The 12,310-nt window shown below is 72.0% G+C and carries 9 protein-coding genes and 1 pseudogene; 6 read left to right on the top strand and 4 right to left on the bottom strand.

What is annotated here, in order from left to right; all coding sequences use genetic code 11:
* Entirely contained in the window at positions 1-1,215 is a 1,215-nt protein-coding gene (mqnC, locus tag QK442_RS17660) for a cyclic dehypoxanthinyl futalosine synthase (protein WP_282694905.1), read from the bottom strand.
* Positions 1,216-1,413: 198 nt separating this feature from the next.
* Positions 1,414-2,280 (bottom strand): menaquinone biosynthesis protein, encoded by an 867-nt coding sequence (locus QK442_RS17655; protein ID WP_282694904.1) that lies wholly within the window; start codon positions 2,278-2,280, stop codon positions 1,414-1,416.
* A gap of 270 nt (positions 2,281-2,550) precedes the next feature.
* On the opposite strand from QK442_RS17655, the gene QK442_RS17650 reads away from it, so the two are divergent.
* Positions 2,551-2,754, top strand: coding sequence for a cold-shock protein (locus QK442_RS17650; protein ID WP_043442843.1), 204 nt, complete (start codon positions 2,551-2,553; stop codon positions 2,752-2,754).
* Positions 2,755-2,859: 105 nt separating this feature from the next.
* Here QK442_RS17650 and QK442_RS17645 read toward each other — a convergent pair whose 3' ends face one another.
* On the bottom strand, positions 2,860-3,732 hold the full coding sequence (locus QK442_RS17645) for a M23 family metallopeptidase (protein WP_282694903.1): 873 nt from the start codon (positions 3,730-3,732) through the stop codon (positions 2,860-2,862).
* Positions 3,733-3,860: 128 nt separating this feature from the next.
* On the opposite strand from QK442_RS17645, the pseudogene QK442_RS17640 reads away from it, so the two are divergent.
* The 5 genes and pseudogenes from QK442_RS17640 (at position 3,861) to QK442_RS17620 (ending at position 11,822) form a co-directional block, all read left to right on the top strand.
* A pseudogene (locus tag QK442_RS17640) lies at positions 3,861-4,297 on the top strand (DUF1992 domain-containing protein).
* Positions 4,297-4,809, top strand: a complete 513-nt coding sequence (locus tag QK442_RS17635) for a DUF664 domain-containing protein (RefSeq protein WP_282694902.1) — start codon at positions 4,297-4,299, stop codon at positions 4,807-4,809. Before QK442_RS17640 ends, QK442_RS17635 begins: the two are co-directional and overlap by 1 nt.
* 117 nt (positions 4,810-4,926) lie before the next feature.
* The gene (locus QK442_RS17630; RefSeq protein WP_282694901.1) at positions 4,927-7,158 is read left to right on the top strand and encodes a hypothetical protein; all 2,232 of its coding nucleotides are present in this window, start codon (positions 4,927-4,929) and stop codon (positions 7,156-7,158) included.
* Between the two features lie 119 nt (positions 7,159-7,277).
* Positions 7,278-9,533, top strand: coding sequence for a VCBS repeat-containing protein (locus QK442_RS17625; protein WP_282694900.1), 2,256 nt, complete (start codon positions 7,278-7,280; stop codon positions 9,531-9,533).
* A gap of 39 nt (positions 9,534-9,572) precedes the next feature.
* On the top strand, positions 9,573-11,822 hold the full coding sequence (locus QK442_RS17620; protein ID WP_282694899.1) for a VCBS repeat-containing protein: 2,250 nt from the start codon (positions 9,573-9,575) through the stop codon (positions 11,820-11,822).
* 13 nt (positions 11,823-11,835) lie between these two features.
* Here QK442_RS17620 and QK442_RS17615 read toward each other — a convergent pair whose 3' ends face one another.
* Positions 11,836-12,249 carry an ATP-binding protein gene (locus QK442_RS17615; protein WP_282694898.1) on the bottom strand — a complete coding sequence of 138 codons (414 nt, stop codon included), beginning with the start codon at positions 12,247-12,249 and terminating at the stop codon, positions 11,836-11,838.
* Between the last annotated feature and the right edge of the window lie 61 nt (positions 12,250-12,310).

Below are 12,310 nucleotides of genomic sequence, written 5' to 3'. Positions count from 1 at the left end.
TCAGTTCGCGTCGAGGAGCTTCAGCTCGGGGTGGGCCGTCCCGCCCTCGATGGCCACCGACGAGATGTGGGAGGCGACCCGCTCGTCGACCGGGTCGTTCGCCGGGTCGTCGTGGACGGTCAGGTGCTCGTAGGTGGTGGAGCGCTGGGCGGGGACGCGGCCGGCCTTGCGGATCAGGTCGATGATCTCCAGGCGGTTGGAGCGGTGCCTGGCACCGGCCGAGGAGACCACGTTCTCCTCCAGCATGATCGAGCCGAGGTCGTCGGCGCCGTAGTGGAGGGAGAGCTGGCCGACCTCCTTGCCGGTGGTCAGCCAGGAGCCCTGGATGTGGGCGACGTTGTCGAGGAAGAGCCGGGCGATCGCGATCATGCGCAGGTACTCGAAGAGCGTGGCCTGCGTGCGGCCCTTGAGGTGGTTGTTCTCGGGCTGGTACGTGTACGGGATGAAGGCCCGGAAGCCGCCCGTCCGGTCCTGCACGTCGCGGATCATCCGCAGGTGCTCGATGCGCTCGGCGTTGGTCTCGCCGGTGCCCATCAGCATCGTGGAGGTGGACTCGACGCCCAGCTTGTGGGCGATCTCCATGATCTCCAGCCAGCGCTCGCCGGACTCCTTGAGCGGCGCGATCGCCTTGCGGGGGCGCTCCGGGAGGAGCTCCGCGCCCGCTCCCGCGAAGGAGTCGAGGCCGGCCGCGTGGATGCGGGTGACGGCCTCCTCGACGGAGACGCCGGAGATGCGCGCCATGTGCTCGACCTCGGAGGCGCCGAGGGAGTGGATGACGAGCTGCGGGAACTCCTTCTTGATGGCGGCGAAGTGCTCCTCGTAGTACTCGACGCCGTAGTCCGGGTGGTGGCCGCCCTGGAACATGATCTGCGTGCCGCCGAGCTCCACGGTCTCCGCGCAGCGGCGCAGGATGTCGTCGAGGTCGCGGGTCCAGCCCTTCTTCGTGTCCTTCGGGGCCGCGTAGAAGGCGCAGAACTTGCAGGCGGTGACGCAGACGTTGGTGTAGTTGATGTTCCGCTCGATGATGTACGTCGCGATGTGCTCCGTACCGGCGTAGCGGCGGCGGCGCACGGCGTCGGCGGCGGCGCCGAGGGCGTGCAGGGGCGCCGAGCGGTACAGGTCGAGCGCCTCCTCGGGGGTGATCCGGCCGCCCGCGGCGGCGCGGTCGAGAACGGCTGTGACATCGAACGGCGTGAGGTCGGCCTTCTCGGTCACCGGTTCGTCCCTTTCGGAGGGTTGCTGACGGACCGCACCAGCGTACGCCAGCGGGGGTGGGCGGCCCGGCCGGGGTCCGCGGCGGCATGAATTTCCGATGAACGTTCCCTTGCGTGAATCCCGTGAAGGGAATGCGAGCGTGTGACGCGGCTCCCGGCCGGGAAATGCGGGCGTGAATTGCCCGGCTCCGCTGGGGGTCTATTCCGGCGGCAGCAGATCGACCGTCACATCGGCCGGAAATCCGGTCGTCGGTCCGGTGCGGCGGGCGAACTCGCGTACTCCGGCGAGTTGCTCGGGGCCGAAGCGGAAGTCGAGCGTGCGGAAGTACCGTTCGAGCAGCTCGGCGTCGAATGCCTCCCAACGGGCCGCCTGTTCCGCCACCTTGGTGACCTCGTCGAGGGAGAGGTCGCGGGAGGCGAGGAAGGCGCGGTGGACGTCGTGGACGGTCTCCGGTTCGCGCGCCAGGTACTCCTTGCGGGCCGCCCAGACGGCGAAGACGAACGGCAGTCCCGTCCACTCCTTCCACATCAGGCCGAGGTCGTGGACCTGGAGCCCGAGCCGGGGCGCGTCGTGCAGCGAGGCGCGCAGGGCCGCGTCGCCGATGAGCACCGCCGCCTCCGCCTCCTGCATCATCAGGCCCAGGTCGGGCGGGCAGGTGTAGTACGCGGGCTCGACCCCGTACCGCTCGGCGAGCAGCAGCTGGGCGAGGCGGACCGAGGTCCGGGAGGTGGAGCCGAGCGCGACGCGGGAGCCGTCCAGCTCCTCCAGGGGCCGCTGGGAGACGATCACGCAGGACATGACGGGCCCGTCGCAGCCGACCGCGATGTCGGGGAGGGCGATCAGGTCGTCGGCGTGGCGGAGGTACTCCACGAGGGTGATCGGGCCGATGTCGAGACCGCCGCGGACGAGCCGCTCGCTCAGCTTCTCCGGGGTGTCCTTGGTGAGCTCCAGATCGAGGAGCGTGCCGGTCCTGGCGAGGCCCCAGTAGAGGGGCAGGCAGTTCAGGAACTGGATGTGTCCGACCCGGGGCCGGCTGCGCTGGTGCTCGTCGTTCGCATTGTCCACAGCGCCGAGGCTAGACCCCTCTCCCGCGGGGGAGGACGGCGGCGTGGCGCGTCAGCGCGTCAGCGCGTTAGGCGCGGGTCAAACACGCGGGTGACGTGATCTTTCCCTCTATCGCTCTCCACACACTGCGTGCTACGCTCGACGCAAGTTGCAGTTTGGTTTCCCTTGCAGTACAGAGCCTGCGGAGCATGTGACCCGCAGGCTTTTGTAGTTTTCAGACTTGTTTGCAGGTTCTGGAGCAGGGCGACCCTTTGGCCCATAGGAGGGCTCATGGCTACCGGAACCGTCAAGTGGTTCAACGCTGAAAAGGGCTTTGGCTTCATCGCCCAGGAAGGCGGCGGCCCGGATGTCTTCGTCCACTACTCCGCGATCAACGCGAACGGCTTCCGCTCGCTTGAGGAGAACCAGCAGGTGAGCTTCGACGTCACCCAGGGCCCGAAGGGTCCGCAGGCGGAGAACGTCACCGCGATCTGAACGCCGTAGTGGCGATCGTGATCTTCTAGAGCAGTACCCAAGGAGCCCCGCTCCGTGCCGCAGGTGCGGCACGAGACGGGGCTCCTGCCCGTTTCGGCGGGCGTTTCAGCAGTTCGGGATCACGGTCCCGTTGTTGTCGCGGGCCTCGTCGTTGCCCCAGCGGGACAGGTAGTAGGCGGAGACGTACGCGCCGTAGCCGTTCTTGCCGGAGTAGACCGAGTCGAGGTCGGTGCGCAGCCACCAGTGGTTGTAGTTGCCGGAGGAGTCGCGGATCTCCTGGCCCCAGACCTTGCAGTAGACGTAGTTCGTGCCCTTGTACAGGACGCCCTGGGGGTCGTTGGTGTTGGCGGCCGCGTAGCCGGTGGCGTTGGCGAAGGTGTCCACCCAGTACTTGCCGCCGCCCCCGCCCGAGCAGCCGTTGTCGCTGGTCAGGTACTTGGAGCCGTACGAGCCGGGGTAGGGCGCGAGTGAGACGCCGTTGATCACGATGGTCTGGCCGACTCCGTTGTAGAGCTGCTCGTAGTGGATGTGGGCGCCGGAGCTGTTGCCGGTGGAGCCGGTGGTGCCGATCTGCTGGCCCTGGGAGACGGCGGCGCCGTGCGCGACCGAGTAGGCGCTGAGGTGGAAGTAGTACGTCTTCCAGCCGCCGCCGTGCTCGATCACGATGTAGTTGCCCGCGCCGGAGGGCTGCGAGTAGCGGTAGGCGGTGCCGGAGGCCGAGGCCAGGACGGGGGTGCCGGCGGTGGTGCCGCCGTCGGCGCGGACGAAGTCGAGGGCCTGGCGGACCTCGGCGGAGTGGTGGCTGTAGGTCCACTTCTGGCCGCAGGGGAACGGGGCCTTGAAGACCGGCGCGGCATGGGCGGTGCCGGCCGTGCCGAGGACCGTGAGCAGGCCGGCGAGGAGCGCGAAGAGGGTGCCGAGGACGGGGAGCCTGGCGGGGATCCGGGCGGTGGTCCGTGTCGTACGCGGGTGACGCATGCATCCTCCGTGACGTGGAGCGACAGGGGTTTACGCGCGTTGAACGGCCTTAGAGTGCCGGAAGACCGGCCGTCGCAGTAGACCGAGTGCACCACATGCGTCCCGGCCCCGATACGTACGCTGGACACATGACCGATCGGAAACCGCCCGGCGTCAGCTTCGAGTCCTTCGTCGACCGGCAGATCCGTGAGGCGGCCGAGCGCGGCGAGTTCCGGGCCCTCCCCGGCTTCGGCAAGCCTCCCCCAGACTTCGTCCGGGGGGACCCCCACCCGACGACACGGCGCCCTACGACCCGCTGTGGTGGATCAAGGAGAAGACGCACCGCGAGGGCATGTCGGCGCTGCCGCCCGCCCTCCGGCTGCGCAAGGATGCGGAGGACGCCGCCGAGGCGGTGGCCGGGGCCGTCTCGGAGAGCCAGGTCCGGCGCATCCTCGGCGAGATCAACACCAAGATCGCGGAAGCCCTGCGCCGCCCGCCGGCGGGCCCGCCGCTGAACCTGACGCCCTTCGACGTCGAGGCGGAGCTGGCCCGGTGGCGGAAGGCGCACGACCCCCAGGGGGCGTGATGAACAGTGCCGGTCTGCTGCTGGACTCCTTCGGACGGATCCGGGAGGCCGTCCACGAGGCCGTGAAGGGCCTCGGCGAGGACGACCTCGCGGCCAGGATCGATCCCGACGCCAACTCGATCGCCTGGCTCGTCTGGCACCTCACCCGCATCCAGGACGACCACCTGGCGGGTGCCTTCGGCACGGAGCAGCTGTGGCACCCGGACGGCTGGCGGGACCGCTTCGACCTGCCGTTCCCGCCCGCCGCGACGGGTTACGGCCACACGTCCGCCCAGGTCGGAGCCGTACGGGCCCCGGCCACGCTGCTCCTCGGCTACCACGACGCCGTCCACGACCGGACGGCCTCCCTCCTGGCCCCCCTCACGGACCCGGACCTGGACCGCGTCGTCGACACCTCCTGGGACCCGCCGGTGACGCTGGGCGTCCGGCTGGTGTCGGTGATCGCGGATGACCTGCAGCACGCGGGGCAGGCGGCGTACGTGCGGGGGGTGGTGGAGCGGACGGGCGGGTGACGGGCGGGCGGCTGAGAGGGCGAACGGTTTCCCGATCTCTCGTACAACCCATCGAACCGATCATGAGTCTGACCGGGCACGGCACTTCCCGTGCCGGTCTTCCCATGGGGGTTCACTGTGCAGTTCCGCACCACCGGTACCCGTCTCGCCGCCGCCGTCACGGCCGTCCTGGCCGTCACCGCGCTCGGCGCGGGCGCGCTCGCCGCGGCGCCGGCGGCCTACGCGGCCACGCCCGCCGCCGCCGGGGCGAACCGGGACACCGGCCTGCTCCTCTTCCCCGAGGGCTACGGCCTCGGCGGTGCGGGCAGCACCGGTTTCCTCGGCGCCTCCGTCACCAGCCACGGCACGTACCTGCTCTGGACGCCGTACGGCGGCGGGGCGTCGACCTGGGTCAAGAAGCCCGAGGGCGGCTCCTGGACCATGGCGGGCAGCGACGTGCTCGTCCTCGGCGACGCCGGCTGGACCTCCGAGATGCGGAAGCTCACGCTGCGGAACATGGCCACCCCGTCCGCCCCCGGCGTGGACATCGACCTCACCGCGCTGAACGCGAACTACGTGGGCGTGCTGAGCCCGACGAGCGTCCTCGCCCAGGTGACGAAGGCCGACGGCACGGCGGAGCTGTGCGTCGTGACCAAGGACGGCACGACGCTGCGGACCCAGGCGGTCACGGGGCTGCCCGCGGACGCCACCGACTTCTTCGGCGGCGGACCGGTCAGGGACGGCCGCGCCTTCGTCGGGTACGAGACGGGCCCCGAGGGCGCGCGGACCGGCGGCCGGGCCGTGATCGACCTGGCGGCCCTGCGGGCCACCGAGACGTACGCCGCCGTCGAGTCCGGCTACGGCTTCAGCAACCTGATGCTCTCCGACTCGTACGCCGCCTGGCTCGACTACCGGTCCGGCACCGGCCTGTTCGTCACGTCCGTCGACCGCGCGACGGGCGAGAGGAAGGAGACCCACGTCGGCAGCCGGACCGAGAAGTCGTACGCGGAACTCGTCGGCGACTGGCTGGTCGTCGGCGACTGGCTGGTCGTCGGCGACGAGTCGTCCACCCCGCAGGTCGTCGACCTCCGCGACGGCACGAGGAGCGGCTTCCTCGACCACGTCCGCGGCTTGTCGGCCGTCGCCGACGGCAGCCTGCTGGTGAACGGCGACCGGGCCGCCGACGGCGAGGGCCTGTTCCGGATCACCGCCGCGGAGAGCGCCGCCCCCACGGTCACGAAGGTGGCAGAGACGGCCCCGCCGCGCCCGCTGGAGATCGAGCAGGTCCACGTCCCCGGCACGGTCGACCTCGACAAGACCGGCGGCACGGTGACCCTGGGCTGGACGCTGTCGCGCCCCGACGCGTCCCTGGACGTCACGCTCACGCACACCGCCACGGACCGGACGTTCCGGGCGCGTGCGGCCGCCTCCGTCGACGGCGCCGACTTCTCCCTCGTCTGGGACGGCACGATCGACGGCGTGGACGCGCCGAACGGCACCTACGCCGTGGAGGCCGAGGCGACCTCGCTCGACGGCACCGACGGGCCCGTCTACCAGGGCTGGCTCATGAACCTCACCCGCACCCCCAACCCGCACGACTACACGAACAACGGTTCCACCGACGTCCTTGCCCGCGACGCCGGCGGCGTGCTGTGGCGCGACGACCTGCGGGACCGGCCGGTGAACGGCCGGATCGAGGCCGCCCAGCGCACCCGGGTCGGCGGCGGGTGGAACACGTACAAGCAGATCGAGGCCGTCGGGAACATCGTGGGCAACGGGGTCGGCGACCTGGTCGCGCTCGACGGCTCCGGCGTGCTCTGGCAGTACGCCGGCAAGGGCGACGGCACCTTCGCGCCCCGCGTCCGCGTCGGCGGCGGCTGGAACGTCTACCACCAGCTCGCGGGCGGCTCGGACCTCGGCGCGGACGGCAAGGCGGACCTGTTCGCCGCCGACACCTCCGGCGTCCTGTGGTTCTACAAGGGCACCGGCAACGCCTCCGCGCCCTACGCCCCGCGGATCCGGATCGGCGGCGGCTGGAACGTCTACAACCAGCTGACGGCCGTCGGGAACATCGCGGGCGACGCGGGCGGCGACCTCGTCGCCCGCGACAAGGACGGCGTCCTGTGGCTCTACAAGAGCGACGGCTACCGCTTCGCCCCGCGCGTGCGGGTCGGCGGCGGCTGGAACGCCTTCACCCACCTCGTCGGCGCCGGCGACGTCGACGCCGACGGCCGCCCGGACATGATCGCGTACGGCCCCGGCGGCACGTACGTCTACAAGTCGACCGGCTCCACCTCCGACAACCCCTTCGTGCGGGTCGGCACGCCGCTGTACGCGGGTGAGGGAAGCAAGTTCACCAACGTGTCCTGAACCGGACTTGACGAACTGAGGAACGAATCCCGGAAGGCCGTACAACCCTGAACGGCCTTCATCGGTCCTGTGGTCGAGGCGCGCGGACGCCTCGACCACGGACCTCGGGAGGAATCCCCGTGAAGCACCTCAGCCCGGCCGCCGGACGGCTCGCCCTGGCCGTCACCGTCGCCCTCGCCGTGACGGCCGGCGGCCTGGCGGCCCCGGCGTTCGCGGCCGGACCGGCGACCCCGGTCACCGTGCGGGCCACGGCCGAGACGGCCGCGCCGCTGACCGTCCCCGTCGGCTCGGTGGTCGTCAGCACGGGCAGGACCGGCATGCTCACCCGTACGGGCACCGGCACCGGCACCGTCCACCGGTGGACCCGCCACGCGGACGGCGTCACCACGACGCTGCCCGCCGGGGCCTACTGGGGCAGCCCCGGCACGGACCTCGTCGTCTCCCAGTCCGGGACGGTGTACACGCTCACCGACATGGGCGGGGCGGCGGACCCGGTCGTGATCGACACGTCCGTGCTCGGCGCGGAGGCCGCCCACCGCACGCTCCGGCAGGTGGTCGGGAGCACGCTGGTGATGTCGGGTTCGGTGGACGGCGTGGCCCGGCACCACCTGGTCTCCCTGGAGGCCGGAAAGGTCGTCTCCCGAACGGTCCCCTTGTCGGCGGGCTGGGACTCCTGGCGGGACTACGTCACCGGCCCCGGCACCTTCGCGGTGATCCTCCGTTCGCCGGGCACCGCGTCGCGGAGGCTCGGAGTGGTGGACGTGGCCACCGGCGAGATCGTCGAGTCGTACGCCCTCAGGTACACGACGTCCGTCGAGTCCGTCACCCTGACGCCGACCCACATCGCCTGGGCGGAGGACCCCTACTCGGTGAACAAGAGGATGGTCGTCGCCCCCAGGGGCACGGACCAGGTCCAGTCGGTGCCGTGGGACTCCCCGGCTTACGCGAACGGCACCGTGCTCCACGCCCTCGGCGACTGGGTGGCGTACACCAAGCCGGGCGGCGGCACCGCGCTCTTCCCGAACGACCTCCACCCGGTCGCCGTCCGTTCGGTGAGGACCGGCGAATCGTTCCCGCTCCTGGACCACGCGTCGTCGCTCGTCCCCGACGGCGACGGCGGCCTGCTCGCCGTCGGCGGTACCGTCGCCCACGGCGAGGGCCTGTACCGGATCGCCCTGGACGCCGCCACCGGCAAGCCCGCCGCGACGCTCGTACGCACCTCCCACCTGCCGACCGCCCTCACCGTGGTGAAGGAGACCCTGCCGCCGACCGGCACCTTCGACTTCGACCGCGCGGGCGGCGGGCTGCCGGTCGGCTGGACGCTCAGCCGGTTCAACGCGAAGGTCTCGCTGACGCTGACCCACACGGCCTCCGGCCGGACCGTGAAGATCGCCGACACGAAGCCCGACGAGGGAGTGACCACGTTCCCGCTCGCCTGGAACGGCCTGTACCGCGACGGCCTCCCGGCCTACAACGGCGCCTACACCTGGACGATGCGCGCCGAGCCCGCCAACGGCATCGGCCCGGCCGTCGAGCGCAAGGGCACCTTCACGCTGACCCGCGCGCCCCGGCCGCGCGACTTCGACGGCAACGGCTCGCCGGACGTGCTCTCCCTCTACGGGGGCTACCTCTTCTCGTACGACCTCCGGCAGCTCCGGAACCGCGCATCGAGCCAGGACCGGTACGAGGTCCTTGTCGGCGGCGGCTGGCAGGTGTACGACCGGATCACCCCCACCGGGAACATCGGCGGCACCCGCGACGCCGACCTCGTCGCCCGCGACCGCTCCGGCGTGCTCTGGGTCTACGAGGGCAAGGGCACCCACAAGGCGCCCTTCGCACCGCGCACCCGGATCGGCGGCGGCTGGCAGGTGTACGACAAGCTCACCGGCGGCTCCGACCTGACCGGCGACGGCCGCAACGACCTCCTCGCCGCCGACAAGTCCGGCGTCCTGTGGCTCTACCCCGGCACCGGCAACGCCAAGGCCCCCTTCAAGCCCCGGGTGAAGATCGGCGGCGGCTGGCAGACCTACAACCAGATCACGGCCACCGGCAACCTAGCGGGCGCCGCCGCCGGCGACCTCGTCGCCCGCGACCGCGCCGGAGTCCTCTGGCTCTACCTCGGCAAGGGCGACGGCACCTTCGCCCCCCGCACCCGCATCGGCGGCGGCTGGCAGCACTACCAGCAGATCCTCGGCGTCGGCGACCTGGACGGCGACGGCCGCAACGACCTCGTCGCCGAGTACGTGTCCCCGGATCCGGCCGCCGACTCGCCGCAGACGTCCCTTCTCCTCCACCGGGGCACGGGCCGGTGGGCGACGCCGTTCGCCGCCAGGCAGCACGTCGGCTCCCTGTGGAGCGACCACCAGCTCTACTGACCCCGCCTTCCCCTCCGCACCCCTGAGAGGCACGCCCCTGTGACCCACCACAGATCCACCGCCGCCCGCCGCCTCGGCGCCGTCATCGCCGTCGTCCTGATGGCCACCGCCGGTCCGGCCGTGCTGCCGGCCGGTGCCGCCCCGACCGGCTCCGTACCCGTCGCCGCGATCGCGGGGACCGCCGACGCCACGGCCCCCCTCCTCAAGCCCGGCGACACCATCTGGGGCCTGGGCCGGACCGGGTTCCTCAGCTGGGACGCGGAGGATCCGAACATCCAGCGCTGGACCCGCCTGTCCGACGGGGCGGTGACGACCTTCCCGCGCGAGGCCACGGCCTTCGGTTCCCGCGACTCGGACGTGGTCGCGGTCCGGGGCTACGACACCGTCACCCTGCGGGACATGGCGGCGGGCAAGGAACTCCTCTCCGTGCCGCTGCGCCCGAACCGGTACGTGGGGGCCGTCGGCTCCACCGTCTTCACCGTCGCGAGCGAATCGGGCGAGGGCCCCCTCGAACTCCACTCCCCCGGCGCGAACGGTCCGGTGCGCCGGACGGCCACCGGACTGCCCCTCGGCGCGGCCGGGCAGCACGTCGTGGCGGCGGCGGGCGGCGAGGCCCTGGTGCGGTACACGACCGGCTCGGGGGAGACCCTCGTCCGCCACCTGGCGGTCCTGGACATCGCCTCCGCCACCGTCACCTCCACCCACCGGACCGGCACCCCCGGCGATTACACCGACTTCGCCCTCTCCGCCGGGTACCTCGCCTGGACCGAGGCCGAGGGGACGGCCACCACCGTCGTCGTCCTCGACCGCTCCACCCGGAAGGTCCAGCGCTTCAAGGTGGCCGAGGCGCGCCGCCTTTTCATCGGCCTCGTCGGGAAGTGGGTCACGTACTCCCGCCCCGGCGGCCTCCAGGAGTACAGCGCCGACCCGGCCAACGCGCTGACCGCCCGCAGCCTCACCTCCACCGCCACCCGCAAGCTCCTCGACCACACGGTGTCCGACATCGACGCCCCGGGCGACGCGCACGGCTTCCTCGGCGGCACCGCCGCCGGCGGCGAGGGCCTCTACCGGATCGCCCCCGGCACGGACGGCGTCCCGGTCGCCACCCGACTCGCCGCCACGGGCGCGCCGACGCAGGTCACGCTGCTCCGCCACACCGTCCCCGCGACGGTGGACCTCGACCGCACCGGCGGCAAGCTCTCCATGGCCTGGTACCTCAGCCGGAACAACGTCGACATGACGGTCACCGTCCGCAACACCCGCACCGGCGAGTCCGTCACGGAGAACGTCACCCAGTCGACGCGGGACGAGGACCCGCAGCCGATGCGGTTCGACTGGAACGGAACGCTCAGCTGGCAGGGAAAGCCCGACTTCTGGACCGCCGCCTCGGCCGGCCCGTACACCTGGCAGATCACCGCGACCCCGCGCAACGGCATCGGACCCGCCCTGAAGAAGTCCGGCACCTTCACCGTGACCCGCAAGGCCGGCGCGCACGACTACGACAGCGACGGGTCGCCGGACATCCTGGCCCGGGACACCACGGGCGTGCTGTGGATCCAGGACGTCCACCACCACCCCGACTGGCGGGAGACCCGCCAGAACCCGGAGTCGCGCGTCGGCGGCGGCTGGCAGGTCTACGACCGGATCGAGGCCACCGGCAACCTCGGCGGGACGGCCTCCCCCGACCTCGTGGCCCGCGACCGGGACGGCGTGCTCTGGCTGTACCGGGGCACCGGCGACGGGAAGGCCCCGTTCGCCACCCGGACCCGGATCGGCGGCGGCTGGAACACGTACGTCCACCTGGCCGGCGGCAGCGACCTCACCGGCGACGGCCGCCCCGACCTGGTCGCCACCGACAAGTCCGGCCGACTGTGGATGTACCGGGGCACGGGCTCCGCCTCCGCGCCCTTCGCCACGCGCCGCCTGATCGGCAGCGGCGGCTGGGGCGTCTACAACCAGCTCACCGCCACCGGCAACATCGGCGGCGCCGCCCCCGGAGACCTCGTCGCCCGCGACAAGGACGGCGTCCTGTGGCTGTACCTCGGCAAGGGCGACGGCACCTTCGCGCCCCGCACCCGCATCGGCGGCGGCTGGGGCGGCTACAAGGAGCTGATCGGCTCCGGCGACGTGAACAAGGACGGCAGGCCCGACCTGTACGTGACCTTCCAGGAGTACGGCAGCCCGGCGGCGGGCCTCTACCGGGGCACGGGCGCGTGGCGGACGCCGTTCCGCCCCCTGGAGCGGGTGTACAACGTCCAGTTCGGGCGGACGTTCAACCTCTTCGCCTGATCCGTGCAGCCGGTCACAGCGGGACCGTCGCCCAGACCGTCTTGCCGACCGTGCGCGCCTTGACGCCCCATGTGGTGGCGAGGGCGGCTACGAGCAACAGGCCGTAGCCGCCCTCCTCGGGGCTCGGGTGGGGTGACGGGCGGCGGTCGGCGCGGGCGTCGGAGAGTTCGAGGTGGACGCGGTCCCCGGCACGCTCCATGCGGAGCTCGAAGTCCCGGCCGGGGACGCGGCCGTGCAGCACCGCGTTGTTCGCCAGTTCGGCCACGACCAGCTCCGCCGCCTCCGCCGCCGGGCCCGCCACGCCCCAGTCGCGCAGCTGCTGCGCCGCCAGGAGGCGGGCCAGGCGTGCGCCCCGGGGCGTGGGGGACAGACGGAGCGCGAACTCCGGCGCGCACTCACTTGTCGGGGTGGTGATTTCCGGCTTCATGACACCGAGAGTGGGGCCTCGGTCGTACGCTCACCAGGAGCGCAGCTTCGACGCTGAGTGA

Source organism: Streptomyces sp. CC208A (genome assembly GCF_030010625.1).
Taxonomy (GTDB): Bacteria; Actinomycetota; Actinomycetes; order Streptomycetales; family Streptomycetaceae; genus Streptomyces.
The sequence above is the reverse complement of the archived record's forward strand: the minus strand, read 5'-3'. Positions and strand labels throughout refer to the sequence as shown.